The sequence below is a fragment of the Pseudomonas sp. Fl5BN2 genome, assembly GCF_009908205.1.
GTDB lineage: Bacteria > Pseudomonadota > Gammaproteobacteria > Pseudomonadales > Pseudomonadaceae > Aquipseudomonas.
In genome coordinates this window covers 52,585-73,036 of record NZ_JAAARL010000023.1, presented here as the reverse complement: position 1 = coordinate 73,036, position 20,452 = coordinate 52,585, and the positions used below count along the sequence as shown (strand labels likewise).

Here is a 20,452-nt window from a genome sequence, read left to right as displayed (position 1 = left end):
GGCCCTGATCCGCGGCGCTGCGCGCAGTTAATTTTTCTCCTGGCCCATCCGTTTCGTAGGGATAGCCGAGCCAAAGCTCGATACCCAACATGTACGGATGAACCCAGATGAACGCTGAAAAGTCCCTGAAACTTGCTCGTCGGTTTATCGAGCTGCCGCTGGAAAAACGGCGGCTGTTCCTCGATAGCCTGCGGGCGGAAAACATCGACTTTGGGTTATTTCCGATTCCTCTCGACGTGGCTGCCGATGACCGTCAGGCCCTGTCGTATGCCCAGCGCCGCATGTGGTTTCTCTGGCAGCTCGACCCCCAGAGCGGTGCCTACAACCTGCCGGGAGCGGTGCGCCTGACGGGGGCGCTGGACTGTGTTGCACTGGAACAGGCCTTCGCCGCCCTGGTGGCGCGCCATGAAACCCTGCGCACGGTGTTCAAGCGCCATGCCGACGACCGCCTCGAGCAGGCGGCGGCGCAGGCCGCGCTGGCGGTGGAACACCAGGATCTCAGCCAGCTGGCCGCACCGGCGCGCGAGCAAGCGGTGGCCGACGAGGCCCAGCGCCAGTCGTTGCTGCCATTCGACCTGGGCACGGGCCCACTGTTGCGGGTCAAGCTGCTCAAGCTCGATGCCCAGGAACACGTACTGCTGCTGACCCTGCACCACATCGTCTCCGATGGCTGGTCGATGAACGTGCTGATCGACGAATTCATTCGCTGCTACGACGCTTTCGAACGGGGCGAGGCGCCGCAGCTGGCGGCATTGCCGATCCAGTACAGCGACTACGCCTTGTGGCAGCGGCGCTGGCTGGAAGCCGGCGAGCAGGCGCGGCAGCTGGAGTACTGGCAGGCACGCCTGGGCGATGAGCACCCGGTGCTGGAGTTGCCCACCGATCATTCGCGCCCGGCTATGCCCAGCTACCGTGGCCGCCGTCATGAGTTCGCCGTAGAGCCGGCCCTGGCCGAACAACTGCGGAGCTTGGCGAAAGCCCACAACGTTACCCTGTTCATGCTCTTGCTCGGTGCTTTCAATGTGCTGCTGCATCGCTATACCGGGCAGGGCGATATCCGCGTCGGCGTGCCCATCGCCAACCGCAACCGCGCGGAAGTCGAAGGGCTGATCGGCTTCTTCGTCAACACCCAGGTGCTGCGTACCGAGCTCACCGGCCAGACCCGGATCAGCGAGTTGTTGCAGGCGGTCAAGGAGGCGGCCCTGGGCGCCCAGGCCCATCAGGACCTGCCGTTCGAGCAACTGGTGGAAGCCTTCAAGCTGGAACGCAGCCTGAGCCACACGCCACTGTTCCAGGTGATGTACAACCACCAGCCCCAGGTCGCCGACATCAGTTCGGTGAAGACCGCATCGGGGCTGGAGCTGGGCATGGTCGAGTGGCAGAGCCGCACCACCCAGTTCGACCTGACCCTGGACACCTACGAGAAGTCCGGCAAGCTGCATGCCGCGCTGACCTACGCGGTCGACTTGTTCGATGCCCAGACCATCGCCCGCATGGCCCGGCACTGGACTGCGCTGTTGCAGGGAATGATCAGTGACCCGCAGCAGCGTCTCGGCGAATTGCCGATGCTCGATGCCCAGGAGCAGCAGACCCTGGTTCACCGCTGGAACCAGACTCAGGTGCAGACCTACCCGACCCAGCAGTGCATGCATCAGTTGATCGAGGCCCAGGCCTTGCGTACGCCGCAAGCCAGTGCCCTGGTGTTCGGCGAGCAGGTCCTCAGCTACCGCGTGCTGGATGCCCGGGCCAACCAGCTGGCGCGCCTGCTGCGTGAGCAGGGTGTCGGGCCGGACGTGTTGGTGGGCATCTGCATCGAGCGCTCCGTCGAAATGGTGGTCGGCCTGTTGGCGATCCTCAAGGCCGGCGGTGCCTATGTGCCGCTGGACCCGGAATACCCCCTGGACCGCCTGGCTTACATGATCGAAGACAGCGGCATCGGGCTGCTGCTCAGCCAGCGTTCGCTGTTGCCATTGCTGCCGGCCGATGCGGTCAAGGTCATCACCCTGGATCAGCCGCCGGGCTGGCTCGACGCCTACAGCGACAGCCCGCTGGCGCTGTTGGGCGGGCCGTTGAACCTGGCCTATGTGATCTACACCTCGGGCTCCACTGGCAAGCCCAAGGGCGCCGGCAACAGTCATGCGGCGCTGGTCAACCGCCTGTGCTGGATGCAGGAGGCCTATGGCCTGGAGGCCAGCGACGCGGTGCTGCAGAAAACCCCCTTCAGCTTCGACGTCTCGGTCTGGGAGTTCTTCTGGCCGCTGATGACCGGTGCCCGCCTGGTGGTGGCCGCGCCCGGGGCACACCGTGAACCGGCACAACTGATCGCCACCATCACTGCGCAGCAGGTCAGTACCTTGCACTTCGTGCCGTCCATGCTCCAGGCGTTTATCCGCGACAGCGGCGTCGCTGCCTGCACCAGCCTCAAGCGCATTGTCTGCAGTGGCGAGGCCTTGCCGCTGGATGCACAGCAGCAGGTGTTCGCCCAACTGCCGGGCGCCGGCCTGTACAACCTCTACGGGCCGACCGAAGCGGCCATCGATGTCACTCACTGGACCTGCGTCGACGAAGGCGCCGACAGCGTGCCTATCGGCCGACCGATCGCCAACCTGCGCACCCATGTCCTGGATGCCCAGTTGCTGCCCGTGCCGGCCGGGGTCGCCGGCGAGCTGTACCTGGGCGGTGCCGGCCTGGCGCGCAGTTACCACCGCCGTCCGGCACTGACCGCCGAGCGTTTCGTGCCGTGCCCGTTTCATCATGGCGAACGCCTTTACCGCACCGGTGACCGTGTGCGCCAGCGTGCCGACGGGGTCATCGAATACCTCGGGCGCCTCGATCACCAGGTCAAGCTGCGCGGCCTGCGTATCGAGTTGGGCGAGATCGAGACGCGCCTGCTGGAGCATCCGCAGGTCCGCGAAGCCACGGTGCTGGTGATCGACGGCAAGCAACTGGTGGCGTACCTGGTGCTGCAGGACGCCGCCGATGACTGGTCGGACGTGCTGATGGCGCATCTGGGTCGCAGCCTGCCGGAGTACATGGTGCCGGCGCAGTGGGTGCCGCTGCAGCGCATGCCGCTGACGCCCAACGGCAAGCTCGACCGCAAGGCTCTGCTGAGCCAGGTCGGTGAAGTCCAGCAAGCGCCTTACAGCGCACCCCGTGAGGGCGTCGAGCAAACCCTGGCCGAGATCTGGCGCGGGGTGCTGACGGTGGAGCAGGTGGGGCTGGACGACAACTTCTTTGCCCTGGGCGGTGACTCGATCATTTCCATCCAGGTGGTCAGTCGCGCGCGGCAGGCCGGCCTGCTGCTGAACCCGCGGGACCTGTTCCAGCATCAGACCCTGCGCAGCCTGGCCCAGGTGGCCAAGGCAGTGGCCGCCGAGCGTGTGGACAGCGGCCCGGCCAGCGGTGAGGTGGCGCTGACTCCGGTGCAGCACTGGTTCATGGAGCAGCCGGTGCCCCAGCGTCACCACTGGAACCAGTCATTGTTGCTGCAGGCCCGCCAGCCTCTGGATGCTGAGCGCCTGGGCCTGGCCCTGAGCCGCCTGGCGGCCCATCACGATGCCCTGCGCTTGCGGGTCCGGCAGACCAGCGACGGTTGGCAGCAGGCTTACAGCGAGGACATCGGCGAGTTGCTGTGGTTGCGCAACGCCGAGAATGCACAGCAACTGGGCGAGCTCTGTGAAGCCGCGCAACGCAGCCTGGACCTGCAACACGGCCCATTGCTGCGCGGCCTGCTGGTCAACCTGGCGGATGGCAGCCAGCGCCTGCTGCTGGTGATCCATCACTGGGCGGTGGACGGCGTGTCCTGGCGCGTGCTGCTGGAGGACCTGCAACAGCTCTACACCCAGCCGCAAGCGCCATTGGCGCCGCGCACCAGTTCCTACCAGGCCTGGTCCGAGCACTTGCAACTGGTAGCGGGCGAACGTGCTGCCGAGCTGGAGTATTGGCTGGCACAGATTCCGGCCCAATTGGCCGACCTGCCGGCTGACCGTCCGGCGGGCGCCTTGGAAAACCGTCATGAGCAAAAGATCACCCTGACCCTGGATGCCCAGCGCACCGGGCAGTTGCTGCAGCAGGCCGCTGGTGCCTATCGCACGCAGATCAACGACCTGCTGCTCACCGCCCTGGCGCGCACCCTGGGCCGCTGGACCGGCACCGAAGGCACTCTGCTGCAGTTGGAAGGCCACGGCCGTGAAACCCTGGGCAGCGACCTTGACCTGAGCCGCAGCGTCGGCTGGTTCACCAGCCTGTTCCCGGTGTACCTGCGTCCGGCCGGCGAGCCCGGCGCGGCGATCAAGGCGATCAAGGAACAACTGCGCGCCGTACCGGACAAGGGCCTGGGCTATGGCCTGTTGCGCTACCTGGGCGCTGACGCCACGCGCCAGGCCCTGGCGCATCTGGCGCAGCCCCGGGTCACCTTCAACTACCTGGGCCAGTTCGATCGTCAGTTCGATGCCGAGGCCCTGCTGGTGCCGGCGACCGAGAAGGCCGGGCAGACCCAGGACCCGCTGGCGCCACTGGCCAACTGGCTGGTGATCGAAGGCCAGGTCTACGGCGGCGAGCTGAGCCTGAGCTGGGGCTTCAGCCGCGAGATGTTCGATAGCGCGACCATCCAGCGCCTGGTGGATGATTACCAACAGGAACTGCTGGCGCTGATCGAGCATTGCATCGATACGCAGCACGGTGGCTTCACGCCTTCCGATGTGACCCTGGCACGCCTGAGCCAACAGCAACTGGATGACCTGGCGCTGCCGTCCCGGCAGGTGCAGGACCTGTATCCACTGTCGCCGATGCAGCAGGGCATGCTGTTCCACAGCCTGTACCAGCAAGGCCAGGACGAGGTCTATGTCAGCCAGTTGCGCGCGGACGTGCAAGGCCTGGACGTGGTGCAGTTCCAGCGGGCCTGGGAGCAGGTGCTGGCGCGCCACGACATGCTGCGTACCGGGTTTGTCTGGCAGGACGAGCAGGGTCAGGCCCTGCAAGTGGTCTATCGCCAGGTCACGCTGCCGTTGATCGAACACGACTGGCGCGGTCGCCAAGATCTCGAGGCGGCGCTCGACAGCCTGGCCGAAGAACAGCATCGACAGGGCTTCGAACTGGCCCGGCCGCCGCTGCTGCGGGTGGCCCTGGTACGCACCGGCGAAGACCGTTGGCACTTGCTCTACACCAGCCACCACATCCTGATGGACGGCTGGAGCAATGCGCTGGTCCTCAACGAGGTCCTGCAAGCCAGCAAAGGCCAGCCTTTGGGGCCGGTGGGCGCCGGCTTCGCCCAGCACATCGCCTGGCTGCAACAGCAGGACCCGGTGGTTGGCGAACGCTTCTGGCGCGAGCGTCTGGGGCAGCTGGACGAGCCGTCGTACCTGGCTCGCAGCGTTGCCAAGGCGGCGCAGTCCGTGGGGCAGGGCGAATACGGCGAGCTGCTGTGCCAGCTTGATGAAGCCCAGACCCGGGACTTGAGTGCCTTCGCCCGGGCCCATCAGGTGACTCTCAACACCCTGGTGCAATCGGCATGGCTGTTGCTGTTGCAGCGCTACACCGGGCAAGCCGCAGTCGCCTGCGGGGTGACTGTTTCCGGGCGGCCGGCGGAGTTGGCGGACGTCGAGCAGCAGGTCGGTCTGTTCATCAACACCTTGCCGCTGATTGTCGGCGCTGAACCGGCACAAAGTGTCAGCGACTGGGTCCGCACGGTGCAGGCGCTGAACCTGGAAATGCGCGAGCATGAACACACCCCGCTGTTCGATATCCAGCGCTGGGCCGGTTCGGCTGGCGAGGCATTGTTCGACACCCTGGTGGTGTTCGAGAACTTCCCGGTGGCGCAGAGCCTGGAGCAGGCCGGCGGTGCCGGGCTGCAGTTCAGCAACGTGCGCAGCCAGGAACGCACCAACTACCCGCTGACCCTGACCGTCCACGGCGGGCAGCGCTTGAGCCTGAACCTGGAATACCTGCAGGCGGATTTCGATGCCGTCACGGTGCAGCGCCTGGGTGCCTACCTGCAGGCGCTGCTGCAGCGTTTCGTCGAGTCCCCCGAGTCGGCGCTGGGCGCCTTGCCGTTGCTCCTGGAGCCAGAACAGCAACGCTTGCTCAGCGATTGGAATCCGGCCCATGCCACGCAACCGGCCAAGGCCAGTGTGCTGAGCCGCTTCGAGCAGCAGGTGCTGGCGCAGCCGGACCAGGTGGCGCTGATTCTCGATCAGCGGCGCATGAGTTATGCCGAACTCAACCGCCGGGCCAACCGCCTGGCCCATCACCTGATGGAGCAGGGCGTTACTGCCGACACCCTGGTGGGGGTCGCGGTGGACCGCTCGCTGGAAATGATTGTTGGCCTGTTGGCGGTGCTCAAGGCCGGGGGCGCCTATGTGCCGCTGGACCCGCAATACCCTCAGGACCGCCTGCAATGCATGATTGAAGACAGCGGGCTGCAGCTGTTGCTGACCCAGCATGCGCTGCTGGAGCGCCTGTCGATCGCGCCCGGGTTGCCGCGCATCTGCCTGGACGACGATCCACAGTGGCTGGCCGGATACTCGGCGCAGAACCCCGTAGCCCGTGCGCAACCGGGCAACCTGGCCTATGTGATGTTTACCTCCGGTTCCACCGGCCGGCCCAAGGGCGTGGGCATCGACCACGCCGCGCTGGCCCGTCACGTCGAGGTGTTCACCGAGCTGTTCGAACTGACCGCCAGTGACCGGGTGCTGCAGTTCGGCACCTTCAACTTCGACGGTTTCGTCGAGCAGCTGTACCCGGCCCTGTGCTGCGGTGCCGGGGTGGTGGTGCGCGGTGGCGAGCTGTGGGACAGCGACACCTTCTATGAGCAACTGATCGAGCACCAGATCTCGGTGGTGGACCTGACCACCGCCTACTGGTACCTGCTGGTGCGCGACTTTGCCGACCGTGGCCCGCGTGACTACGGGCGCCTGCGCCAGGTGCATGCCGGTGGCGAGGCGATGCCGCCCGAGGGCTTGAGTGCCTGGCGTGAAGCCGGCCTGGCGCATGTGCGCCTGCTCAATACCTATGGCCCCACCGAAGCCACGGTGACCGCCACGGCATTGGACTGCGGCGGCTACGTCGACGGCAGCGAGGCGGTGCCGGCGATCATGCCGATTGGCCGGGTCCTCGATGGCCGTGCCATCTACCTGCTGGACGCCAGCCTCAACCCGGTACCGGTCGGTGTCGCCGGTGAGCTGGTGATCGGTGGGCCGCTGCTGGCCCGGGGTTACTTCAACCGTCCCGAACTGACCGCCGAGCGTTTCATTCCCGATCCGTTCGCGGTGGCTGGCCCGGGCCGCCTGTACCGCACCGGTGACCTGGCGCGCTACCGCGCCGATGGGGTGATCGAGTACATCGGGCGCATCGACCATCAGGTCAAGGTCCGTGGTTTCCGCATCGAGCTGGGGGAAATCGAAGCCCGCCTGCTGGCCCAGGCCAGCCTGCGCGAAGCCTTGGTGATTGCCGCCGACAACCAGTTGCTCAGCTACGTGGTGGCCAACGAGCCGCTGACGCCAGCCGGGCAGCTGGCATTGCGCGAGCAAATCAAGTCGGCCCTGCGCGACGCGCTGCCGGACTACATGGTGCCGGCGCATATCCTGTTCCTTGAACACCTGCCGCTGAGCCCCAACGGCAAGCTGGACCGCTCGGCGCTGCCCAAGCCCGATGCCAGCCAGTCCCTGGACAGCTGGATCGCCCCGGTCACCGAGCGTGAGCAGCAGATCGCGGACATCTGGTCCCAGGTGCTGGGGGCTGAACGCGTGGGCCTCAGCGACCAGTTCTTCGAGATGGGCGGGCATTCGCTGCTGGCCACCCAGATGGTCTCCCGGGTGCGCCACAAGCTGGGCATCGACGTGAGCCTCAGGACCCTGTTCGAGCACCCGGTGCTGGGCGATTTCGTCCAGGCCCTGGGCCAGTCCGGGATACCGGCCCCGGTGATCCAGCCGGTCGATCGGCAACAGCCGTTGAGCCTGTCCTACGCCCAGGAGCGGCAGTGGTTCCTCTGGCAACTGGACCCTGAAAGCGCCGCCTACCATGTGCCCAGCGCCCTGCGCCTGAAGGGCCGGTTGGATGTGACGGCGCTGCAACGCAGCTTCGACACCCTGGTGGCGCGCCACGAAAGCCTGCGCACGCACCTGCTGCAGGACGGTGAGCGCACGCTGCAAGTGATCAGTGCCCAGGCGCGGATCGAGGTGGTCCTGGCCGAGGCCGACGAGGCGCGGCTCAAGACCCTTGTGGAAGCCGAAATCGCCCAGCCGTTCGATCTCAAGCAAGGGCCGCTGTTGCGGGTCAAGCTGCTGCGCCTGTCGGAGGATGAGCACGTGCTGGTGCTGGTGCAGCACCACATTGTTTCCGATGGCTGGTCGATGCAGGTGATGGTCGATGAGCTGGTGCAACTCTATGCCGCCTACAGCCAGGGCCAGACGCTGCAACTGCCGGCCATGCCGATCCAGTACGCCGACTATGCCCTGTGGCAGCGTGACTGGATGGAGGCCGGGGAGAAGGTGCGTCAGCTGCACTATTGGTGCGGCCTGCTGGGCGGCGAACAGCCCGTACTGGAGCTGCCGTTCGACCATCAACGCCCGGCCCTGCAAAGTCACCGCGGTGCTCGCCTGAACATCGATCTGGCACCGTCCCTGGTGGCAGACCTCAAGGCCTTGGCCCAGCGCCAGGGCGTGACCCTGTTCATGCTGTTGCTGGCCTCCTACCAGACCCTGTTGCACCGCTACAGCGGCCAGCAGGACATCCGCGTCGGGGTGCCGATCGCCAACCGCAACCGGGTCGAGACCGAGCGCCTGATCGGCTTCTTCGTCAACACCCAGGTGCTCAAGGCCGACATCGACGGGCAGATGAACGTGGCCCAGCTGTTGCAACAGGTCAAGCAGCGGGCCCTGGAGGCCCAGGCTCATCAGGACCTGCCGTTCGAACAGTTGGTCGAGGCCTTGCAGCCCGAGCGCAGCCTGAGCCTGAGCCCGTTGTTCCAAGTGGTGTTCAACCACCACATCACCTTGGCCGACAGCCATCTGCAGCGCTTGGCGCAGTTGGACATGGCGCTGGTGACCTGGGATGAAGGGGTGGCGCAGTTCGACCTGACCCTGGATATCGAGGAGTCGGCCGCCGCAGTGCGTGCGTCCCTGAGCTATGCCACCGATCTGTTCCAGGCCTCGACCATCGAGCGCATGGCCCGGCATTGGCAGAACTTGCTGCGCGGCATGGTTGCCGACCCGCAGCAGAGCATCGGCCAGCTGAACCTGCTGGATGTCGACGAACAGCAGCACATCCGCCAGCTGTGGAACCGTACGGATTCGGGTTTTTCTGCCCAGCGCCTGGTACATGAGCGGGTGGCCGACCGTGCAAGGGAAACCCCCGAGGCCGTGGCGGTGATCTTCGACGATCAGCAGCTGACCTATGGCGAGCTGGAGCGCAGTGCCAATCGCCTGGCCCGGGCCTTGATCGCCCGTGGCGTGGGCCCGGAAGTGCGGGTGGCGATTGCCATGCCGCGCAGCGCCGAAATCATGGTGGCGTTCCTGGCGGTGCTCAAGGCCGGCGGCGTGTATGTGCCGCTGGACGTGGAGTATCCACAGGACCGCCTGCTGTACATGATGCAGGACAGCCGCGCCAAGCTGCTGCTGACCCACAGTGCGGTCCAGCAACAACTGCCGATCCCCGCTGGCCTGGATAGCCTGGCAGTCGACCAGGCCCAGGAGTGGGCCGGCTACGCAGAGACGGCGCCACCGGTGACCCTGGACGGCGACAACCTGGCCTACGTGATCTACACCTCGGGTTCCACGGGCATGCCCAAGGGCGTGGCGGTGTCCCACGGGCCGTTGGTGGCGCACATCATCGCCACCGGCGAGCGCTATGAAATGACCGCGGCCGATTGCGAACTGCACTTCATGTCCTTCGCTTTCGACGGCTCTCACGAAGGCTGGATGCACCCGCTGATCAACGGCGCCCGAGTGCTGATCCGCGACGACAACCTGTGGTTGCCGGAATACACCTACGCACAGATGCACCGCCATGGCGTAACCGTCGGGGTGTTCCCGCCGGTGTACCTGCAACAGTTGGCCGAGCATGCCGAGCGCGACGGCAATCCGCCGCCGGTGCGGGTGTATTGCTTCGGCGGCGATGCGGTGGCCCAGTCCAGCTACGATCTGGCCTGGCGTGCGTTGCGTCCGACCTATCTGTTCAACGGTTATGGCCCGACCGAAACCGTGGTCACGCCATTGTTGTGGAAAGCCGCTAAAGGCACTCCGTGTGGCGCGGCGTATATGCCCATCGGCACCTTGCTGGGCAACCGCAGCGGCTACGTGCTGGACGCCGAACTCAACCTGCAACCAATTGGCGTGGCCGGTGAGCTGTACCTGGGCGGCGAGGGCGTGGCCCGCGGTTATCTGGAGCGTCCGGCGCTGACTGCCGAACGTTTTGTGCCCGATCCTTACGGCGCCCCGGGCAGCCGTGCCTACCGCAGTGGCGACCTGACCCGTGGCCGCCCCGACGGCGTGGTGGATTACCTGGGGCGGGTTGACCATCAGGTGAAGATCCGTGGTTTCCGCATCGAACTGGGCGAGATCGAAGCCCGCCTGCGTGAGCAGGATTCGGTGCGCGAAGCGGTGGTGGTGGCCCAGGAAGGGCCGACCGGCAAACAGCTGGTGGGTTACCTGGTGATGCTCGATCCGAGCGTGGCCGGCGACCTGGCGCAGCAAGCGAGCTACCGCGACACCCTGCGCCGTGCCCTGCGCAGCCACCTGCCGGATTACATGGTGCCGGCGCACGTGCTGTTCCTCGAACAGATGCCGCTGACTCCCAACGGCAAGCTCGATCGCAAGGGCTTGCCGCAACCGGACGCGAGCCAGATGCAGCAAGCCTATGTGGCGCCCGAGAGCGAGCTGGAGCAACAGATCGCGGCCATCTGGGCCGAGGTGCTGCGCCTGCCGCGGGTGGGTTTGAACGACAACTTCTTCGAGGTGGGCGGCCATTCCCTGCTGGCGATCCAGATCACTTCCCGGGTTCAGGCCGAACTGGGGCTGGAAGTACCGCTGGCGGAGCTGTTCCAGACCGATTCGCTGCAGACCTATGCCCAGGCCGCAAGCGCTTGCCATGTCGGCACGGCGGCTGATTTTGATGATCTTCGTGAATTCATGAGCGAACTAGAGGCGATTTGAATAATGCTTTCCAACCCTAATATCGATCTGGTCTCGCGCTTTCTCCGACTGCCTCTGGAGCAGCGCCAGCAGTTCTATCAGCGCCTGCAAGCGCGGGGCATGAGTTTCGCTCAACTGCCCATCGCCCCGACCCGGCAAGACGCGCCAAGCCTGCCGTTGTCCTACGCCCAGGAGCGTCAGTGGTTTCTCTGGCAACTGGATCCGGACAGTGCTGCCTACCACGTGCCGGCGGCGCTGCGCCTGAGCGGGCGCCTGGACAAGGGCGCCCTGCAGCGCAGTTTCGACACCCTGGTGGCCCGCCATGAAAGCCTGCGCACCCACCTGCATCTGGATGGCGAGCGCATGTCCCAGGTGGTGCTGGCCGAGACCGAGACCCGGATCAGCGAAGCGCAGATCGATGAGCCACAGCTGATGGCCCGGGTGGAGGAAGAAATTGCCCGGCCTTTCGATCTGCAGCGCGGTCCGCTGCTACGGGTCAGCCTGTTGCAACTCGATGCCGACGAGCACGTGCTGGTGCTGGTTCAGCACCACATCGTGTCTGACGGCTGGTCGATGCAAGTGATGGTCGAAGAGTTGGTGCAACTGTATGGCGCCTATAGCCAGGGGCAGGCGTTGCAACTGCCGGCCCTGCCGATCCAGTACGCCGACTACGCCCTCTGGCAGCGCAGCTGGATGGAAGCCGGAGAGAAGGCGCGTCAGCTGGGGTATTGGCGTGAACTGCTGGCCGGTGAGCAGCCGGTGCTGGAGTTGCCGCTCGATCATCCACGCCCGGCAGTCCAGAGCTTTCGCGGGGCGCGCCTGGACATGGCCCTGGAGCCGGCCCTGGTGTCGGGGCTCAAGGCTCTGGCCCAGCGCGAAGGCGCGACCCTGTTCATGGTGCTGCTGGCGTCTTTCCAGGCCTTTGTGTATCGCTACAGTGGCCAGCAGGACCTGCGGATCGGAGTGCCGATTGCCAACCGCAACCGGGTCGAGACCGAGCGCCTGATCGGCTTCTTCGTCAACACTCAGGTGTTCAAGGCCGATCTCGACGGGCAGATGACCTTCGCCCAGCTGTTGCAACAAGCCAAGCGCCGTTCCCTGGAAGCCCAGGCTCACCAGGACTTGCCCTTCGAGCAATTGGTGGAGGCCTTGCAGCCCGAGCGCAGCCTGAGCCACAACCCGTTGTTCCAGGTGATGTTCAACCACCAGGCCAATGCCTCGCCAGGTGGCGCAGAGAAGCAGTTGCCCGGCCTGCGGGTCGCCGGCCTGGAATGGGAGAACCAAACCGCCCAGTTCGACTTGAGCCTGGATACCCAGGAAGCCGGCGAAGGGATCTGGGCGTCCCTGACCTACGCCACCGACTTGTTCAGTGCCGCGACTGCGCAGCGCATGACCCGTCACTGGCTGAACCTGTTGCGGGTGGCGGTCGGGGACAGCGCCCTGGCACTGGATGACCTGCCGCTGCTGGATGCCCAGGAGCGGCAGCAGATCGTCTATCAATGGAACGCCACCGAACGCGATTACCCACTGCACGCCAGCGTGCAGCAGTTGATCGAAGCGCAGGTGATACGGGCTCCGGATGCACCGGCCCTGGTCTTTGCCGGGCAGTGCCTGAGCTATGCCGAGCTGAACCGTCGGGCCAACCGCCTGGCCCATCGCCTGATCGCGGCCGGAGTCGGCCCGGATGTGCTGGTGGGGCTGGCAGTTGAGCGCTCCATCGAAATGGTCGTGGGCCTGCTGGCGGTGCTCAAGGCCGGCGGCGCTTATGTACCGCTGGACCCTGAGTACCCTCGCGAACGCCTGGCCTACATGCTTGAGGACAGCGGCGTGAAACTGTTGCTGACCCAGGCGCACTTGCTGGAGCAACTGCCGATTCCCCAAGGGCTGCAAAGCCTGGTGCTGGAGCCGGGCGAGTCCTGGCTGCAAGGCCATGGCGAGCACAACCCTGGGGTCGAGGTGGTCGGCGAGAACCTGGCTTATGTGATCTACACCTCAGGTTCCACCGGGCAACCCAAGGGTGCCGGTAACCGCCATTCGGCCCTGAGCAACCGCCTGTGCTGGATGCAGGAGGCTTACCGGTTGGATGCCAGCGACACCGTATTGCAGAAGACCCCGTTCAGTTTCGACGTATCGGTGTGGGAATTCTTCTGGCCGCTGATGACCGGCTCGCGCCTGGTAGTCGCGGCGCCGGGGGATCATCGTGAGCCGGCCAAACTGGTGAGCCTGATCAATGCCGAGCAGGTCACCACGCTGCACTTTGTGCCATCGATGCTGCAGGTGTTCCTGCAGGATTCGAACGTGTCTTCCTGCCAGAGCCTGAAGCGAATCGTCTGCAGTGGCGAGGCGTTGCCGGTGGATGCCCAGCAGCAAGTGTTCGCCAAGCTGCCCCAGGCGGGTTTGTACAATCTCTACGGACCCACTGAGGCGGCCATCGACGTCACCCATTGGACCTGTATCGACGAAGGGCGCGATGCGGTGCCGATCGGCGAACCGATCGCCAACCTGGGCTGCTACATCCTCGACCGCAACTTCGAGCCGGTACCGGTAGGTGTGCTGGGCGAGCTGTATCTGGGGGGCGAGGGCCTGGCCCGTGGTTATCACCGTCGCCCGGCCCTCACGGCCGAGCGTTTCGTGGCCCATCCATTCGTGGCCGGGGAGCGCCTGTACCGTACCGGCGACCTGGCGCGCTATCGCGAAAACGGCGTGATCGAGTACGCCGGGCGTATCGACCATCAGGTCAAGCTGCGCGGCCTGCGGGTCGAGCTGGGAGAAATCGAGGCTCGTCTGCTGGAGCATGACTGGGTATGCGAGACCGCGGTCCTGGCCGTGGATGGCCAATACCTGGTGGGCTACCTGGTGCTGCAAGGCCAGGGCGATGACTGGCGCGATGTGCTGAGTGCACACCTGGCGGCTCATTTGCCGGACTACATGGTCCCGGCGCTGTGGCGGGTGCTGGAGCAGATGCCCTTGAGCCCCAATGGCAAGCTGGACCGCAGGGCCCTGCCCAAACCGGATGCCAGCCAGTTGCAGGCGCAGTGGGTGGCGCCGGTCAGTGCCATCGAGCAACAGGTGGCGGCTATCTGGGCTGACATTCTCGGGGTCGAGCGGATCGGCCTGACGGATCATTTCTTTGAATTGGGTGGCCACTCGCTGTTGGCCATGCAGGTGGTCTCACGCCTGCGCCAGGGCCTGGAGCTGGAGGTGCCGTTACGCGTCCTCTTCGAGCAACCGCGACTGGGCGGTTTCGCTGCGGCCTTGCAGGCGCTGGACGCCAGTGCCGGCCAAGCGGTGCCGGAGATTGTCGCGGTGTCCCGGGACCAGCCCCTGGCCTTGTCCTACGCCCAGGAGCGGCAATGGTTTCTCTGGCAACTGGAGCCCGAAAGCACGGCCTATCACGTACCGGGTGCCTTGCGCTTGAAGGGAAACCTGGACCAGGCGGCCCTGCAGCGCAGTTTCGACACCCTGGTGGCGCGCCACGAAAGCCTGCGCACCCATCTGCGGCAGGACGCCGAGCGCGCGGTCCAGGTGATCTGTGGGCCTCAGGCATTGCCGATCCCGTGTGTCGACATTACCGAGGACCGGCTCAAGGCCGAGGTGCAAGCGCAGATCGGCCGTCCTTTCAACCTGGAGCAAGGGCCGTTGTTGCGGGTCCAACTGCTGCGCCTGGCGGCCGATGATCACGTGTTGGTGCTGGTGCAGCACCACATCGTTTCCGATGGCTGGTCGATGCGGGTGATGGTCGATGAGCTGGTGCAGTTGTATGTCGCCTACAGCCAGGGCCAGGACCTGCAATTGCCGGCCCTGGCGATTCAGTATGCCGACTACGCCTTGTGGCAGCGCAACTGGATGGAGGCTGGGGAAAAACAGCGTCAGCTCGATTATTGGGTGCAACTGCTGGGCGGTGAACAGCCGGTGCTGGAGTTGCCCCTGGACCACTTGCGTCCGGCCGCGCAAAGCCATCGCGGGGCGCGTTTGAATGTGCCACTGCCAGCGCCGCTGACCGAGGATCTCAAGGCCCTGGCCCAGGCTCAGGGCATGACTCTGTTCATGCTGTTGCTGGCTTCGTTCCAGACCCTGTTGCACCGCTACAGTGGCCAGCAGGACGTGCGGGTCGGGGTGCCGGTGGCCAACCGCAACCGCATGGAAACCGAGCGTCTGATCGGCTTCTTCGTCAATACCCAGGTGTTCAAGGCCGATATCGACGGGCAGATGACCGTGGCCCAGTTGCTGGCCCAGGTGAAGCAGCGGGCCCTGGAGGCCCAGGCGCACCAGGACCTGCCTTTCGAACAACTGGTGGAGGCCCTGCAGCCGGAGCGCAGCCTGAGCCTCAACCCGCTGTTCCAGGTGATGTTCAACCACCAGACCGACAACCAGCGCAAGGAGTCCGGGCAACCGCTCAGCGACCTGCGGGTGGAAGGCCTGGAATGGGACAGCCAGACCGTGCACTTCGATCTGGACCTGGATGTACATGAGTCGGCCGATGGTCTCTTGGCTTCGCTGGGCTATGCCACCGATCTGTTCGAGGCCTCGACCATCCAGCGCATGGCCCGTCACTGGCAGAATCTGTTGCAGGCCATGGTGGCCGATCAGCAGCAGAGCATTGGCCAGTTGAACCTGTTGGATGTCGATGAGCAGCAGCACATCCGTCAACTCTGGGACCGCAGCCAGTCGGGCTTCCCGGCCGGGCGCCTGGTGCACCAGCTGGTGGAAGACAGTGCCCGGCGTACCCCGGACGCGGTGGCGGTGATCTTCGATGACCAGCACCTGACCTACGATCAGCTCAACAGCAGCGCCAACCGCCTGGCCCGGGCCCTGATCGCCCGTGGCGTGGGACCGGAAGTGCGGGTGGCGATCGCCATGCCGCGCAGCGCCGAGATCATGGTGGCGTTCCTGGCGGTGCTCAAGGCTGGCGGCGTGTATGTGCCGCTGGACGTGGAATACCCCGAGGACCGCCTGCTGTACATGATGCAGGACAGCCGTGCCCGGCTGCTGCTGACCCATACCGCCGTGGCGCACAAACTGCCGATCCCCGAGGGACTGGCGAGCCTGGCGGTGGATCGCCGCGAGGACTGGGACGGTTACAGCGACACGACCCCGGCAGTGGCCCTGGACGGCGACAACCTGGCCTACGTGATCTACACCTCCGGCTCCACTGGCATGCCCAAGGGCGTGGCGGTGTCCCACGGGCCGCTGGTGGCGCACATCATCGCCACTGGCGAACGCTATGAAATGACCCCGGCGGACTGCGAGCTGCACTTCATGTCCTTCGCCTTCGACGGTTCCCACGAAGGCTGGATGCACCCGCTGATCAACGGTGCGCGGGTGCTGATCCGCGATGACAGCCTGTGGCTGCCGGAATACACCTACGCGCAGATGCACCGTCACGGGGTGACCGTGGGCGTGTTCCCGCCGGTGTACCTGCAACAGCTGGCCGAGCATGCCGAGCGCGACGGCAACCCGCCGGCGGTGCGGGTGTACTGCTTCGGTGGTGATGCGGTGGCGCAATCGAGCTATGACCTGGCTTGGCGCGCCTTGCGTCCGACCTACCTGTTCAACGGCTACGGCCCCACCGAAACCGTGGTCACGCCGCTGTTGTGGAAAGCCCGTGCCGGCGATCGCTGTGGCGCGGTCTACATGCCGATCGGCACCTTGCTGGGCAACCGCAGCGGCTATGTGCTGGACGCCGAACTCAACCTGCAGCCGATTGGCGTGGCCGGCGAGCTGTACCTGGGGGGCGAGGGTGTGGCCCGCGGTTACCTGGAGCGTCCGGCGCTGACTGCCGAGCGTTTTGTGCCCGATCCGCATGGCGCACCGGGCAGCCGCGCCTATCGCAGCGGCGACCTGACCCGTGGCCGTGCCGACGGTGTAGTGGATTACCTGGGCCGGGTCGACCACCAGGTGAAGATCCGCGGTTTCCGCATCGAACTGGGCGAAATCGAAGCCCGTCTGCGTGAGCAGGAATCGGTGCGCGAAGCGGTGGTAGTGGCCCAGGAAGGGCCGAGCGGTAAACAGTTGGTGGCTTACCTGGTGCCCCTGGACCCCACTCAGGTCGATGACCTGCAGGCCCAGGCCGATTGCCGTGAAGTGGTACGCCAGGCATTGAGAGCGCGGCTGCCGGATTACATGGTGCCGGTGCACTTGCTGTTCCTGGCGCAGATGCCGCTGACGCCTAACGGCAAGCTGGACCGCAAGGGCCTGCCGCAGCCGGATGCAAGCCTGATGCAGCAAGCCTATGTGGCGCCGCAGAGCGAGTTGGAGCAGCAGATCGCGGCGATTTGGGCCGAAGTCCTGCGCTTGCCCCAAGTGGGCTTGAACGACAACTTCTTCGAGCTGGGCGGGGACTCGATCATTTCCATCCAGGCGGTCAGCCGGGCTCGTCAGGCGGGTATCCGCTTCAGCCCCAAGGACCTGTTCCAGCACCAGACCGTGCACAGCCTGGCGGCTGTGGCCCGCCAGGGCGAGGAGGGGCTGGTGATCGATCAGTCGCCGTTGAACGGCGAATTGCTGTTGTTGCCGATTCAGCAAGCGTTCTTCGAGGACGATATCGTCGAGCGTCATCACTGGAACCAGTCGGTGGTGCTGCGGGCCCATGAGCGCCTGGACCCGCTGTTGCTGGCGCAGGCACTGCAGGCGTTGATCGTGCACCACGACGCCTTGCGTTCGCAGTACATCCAGCAAGACGGCACCTGGCAGGCCAGTTATCGTCCGGCCCAGCAGCACCAGGCCGAGCAGGTGCTGTGGTGCCGGACATTGGGCGGTGCCGAGGAACTCGCGGTGCTGGGCGAGGCCGCCCAGCGCAGCCTTGATCTTGGCCAGGGCCCGTTGCTGCGGGCGGTCCTGGTGGACCTGGCGGACGGTTCCCAGCGCTTGCTGTTGGCGATTCACCACTTGGTGGTGGATGGCGTGTCCTGGCGGATTCTGCTGGAAGACTTGCAGAGCGCTTATCGCCAACTGGCCCAGAGCCGCCCGGCGGTGTTGCCGGCCAAGACCAGCTCGACCCGGGCCTGGGCCCAGCGCTTGCAGAGCCATGCCCAGGGCGAGGCCCTGCAACGGCAACTGGGGTGGTGGCAAACGCAGCTGCACGGGGCCGAGGCCGATCTGCCGGGAGTCAATCCGGCGGCCAGCCTGAGCAACCGCTACGCCTTGAACGTCACCACGCACCTGGATCAGGCCTATACCCGCAAGTTGCTGCAAGAGGTGCCGGCGGCGTATCGCACGCAGATCAACGATGTGCTGCTGACCGCCCTGGCGCGGGTCATGGGGCGCTGGACCGGCCACGCCTCGACCCTGATTCGCCTGGAAGGCCACGGCCGTGAAGACCTGTTCGATGACGTCGACCTGACTCGCACCGTGGGCTGGTTCACCAGCATCTATCCGGTGCAACTGGTGCCCGCCTCGACGCTGGCGGACTCGCTCAAGGGCATCAAGGAACAGCTGCGCAGGATTCCCGATAAAGGCATCGGCTTTGGCGCCCTGCGCTACCTGGGCAGCGCCGAGATCCGTGAGGCCCTGAGTCGGTTGCCACGTCCGCGTATCACCTTCAACTACCTGGGGCAGTTCGACGGCAGTTTCGACGATGGGCAAAGCGCAGGCTTGTTTGCGCCCTCTGGTGACTACAGCGGGGCGGACCAGAGTCCTGATGCGGACTTGGGCAACTGGCTGGAAATCAACGGCCAGATCTACGCCGGCGAATTGAACCTGAACTGGAGCTTCAGCCAGCAGATGTTCGACGAGGCAAGCATCCAGCACCTGGCCGATGACTACGCCCGGGAACTCAAGTTGCTGATCGAGCACTGCTGCCAACCGCAGCACCACGGTGCGACCCCGTCCGACTTCGCCCTGGCCGGATTGCCTCAGGAACAACTGGATGCCTTGCCGCTGGCGCTGGAGCAGGTCGAGGATCTGTACCCGCTGGCGCCGATGCAGCGGAGCATGCTCAATCAGGTGGTGCACAAACCGCGCGCCGGTGACTACATCAACCAGATGCGCATCGATGTCCAGGGCCTGGACGTCGAGCGTTTTTGCGCGGCCTGGCAGGCCGCCATGGACCAGCATGCAATTCTGCGTACGGGGTTCCTCTGGCAGACCGGCCAGCAGCCGCTGCAAGTGGTCTACAAACATCGGCAACTGCCTTGGGTCGAGCATGACTGGCAGGATCGGGCCGATCAGGTACAAGCCCTGGAAACCCTGGCCCAGGCCACCCGCATCCAGGGCTTCGCGCTCGACCAGGCGCCGCTGTTGAGTCTGGTGGCGGTGCGTACCGGTGCCAACCGCCATCATCTGATCTACACCAGCCACCACTTGCTGCTGGATGGCTGGAGCGGTTCGCAACTGTTTGGCGAGGTGCTGCAGCACTACGCGGGTGAGAGCTTGCCGGCGCGCATCAGCAGCTATCGCGATTACATCGCCTGGCTGCAACGCCAGGACCGTGACGCCAACCAGGCCTTCTGGACCGAGCACCTGGCGCCATTGCACGAGCCGACGCGCTTGCCGGGCAGCGCCGTGGTCGTGCCCGGGCAAGCGCGTGCGGCCAATGCTGATCACCGCTTGACGTTCGACCTCAAGCAGACGGCCTGGCTCAAGGCTTCGGCGCAGCGCCACAAGGTCACCCTCAACACCCTGGTACAGAGTGCCTGGCTGTTGCTGCTGCAGCGCCACAGCGGGCAGGACAGCGTGGCCTTTGGGGCCACTGTGTCGGGTCGCCCGGTGGAGTTGCCAGGGATCGAACAGCAGGTCGGGCTGTTCATCAACACCCTGCCGGTGGTGGCTTCACCCCGTGGGCACATGGCCGTGGGCGACTGGCTGCAGCAGGTACAGGAACAGAACGTACGCTTGCGCGAGCAGGAACAGACTGCGCTCTCGGACATCCAGCGTTGGGCCGGCCGGGCCGGCCAGGAACTGTTCGACAGCGTGCTGGTGTTCGAGAACTACCCGGTGTCCGAAGCGCTGGAGCAAGGGGCACCTTCGGGCCTGCAGTTCGTTGACGTGCAGAGTCTGGAGCAGACCCACTATCCATTGACCGTCATGCTCTGGTCTGCGGACACCCTGCGGCTGGAGTTCAACTATGACCGCGAGGTCTTCACGGCGGCGGACATGGGCTACCTGGCTGGGGATTTCCAGCAGTTGCTGCTGGCCCTGGCCGACGAGACGCTGCAACGCCTTGGCGATCTGCCTGCAGCGGAGAGCGTCGAGCCTGAGCCGCTGCTGCAGGTGTAAGGTCGCAAGCGGCGCCGGCGGATGTTCGCCCGGCGTCGGCTGCGGCGATGATGCACAAGCCCCCGGTCACGGACAGTGACCGGGGGCATAACGAGCAACTGTCTTGCCAG

Annotated in this window: 2 protein-coding genes and 1 pseudogene; all 3 read left to right on the top strand. The window is 65.6% G+C overall.

Features of this window, described 5'->3' with window-relative positions; translation table 11 throughout:
• Positions 1-107 precede the first annotated feature (107 nt).
• The 3 genes and pseudogenes from GV819_RS26620 (at position 108) to GV819_RS26615 (ending at position 20,342) form a co-directional block, all read left to right on the top strand.
• The gene (locus GV819_RS26620; protein ID WP_161759025.1) at positions 108-11,147 is read left to right on the top strand and encodes a non-ribosomal peptide synthetase; all 11,040 of its coding nucleotides are present in this window, start codon (positions 108-110) and stop codon (positions 11,145-11,147) included.
• Between the two features lie 3 nt (positions 11,148-11,150).
• Positions 11,151-12,560 (top strand): annotated as a pseudogene (locus GV819_RS33865) (condensation domain-containing protein); the annotation flags it as partial.
• Positions 12,546-20,342, top strand: coding sequence for an amino acid adenylation domain-containing protein (locus GV819_RS26615; protein ID WP_434738443.1), 7,797 nt, complete (start codon positions 12,546-12,548; stop codon positions 20,340-20,342). The pseudogene GV819_RS33865 and the gene GV819_RS26615, both read left to right, overlap by 15 nt.
• The last annotated feature ends 110 nt before the right edge of the window (positions 20,343-20,452 follow it).

Bases quoted from the DNA above. Each gene is read 5' to 3' on its own strand.
- GV819_RS26620 (WP_161759025.1), top strand. From the start codon at position 108: ATGAACGCTGAAAAGTCCCTGAAACTTGCTCGTCGGTTTATCGAGCTG.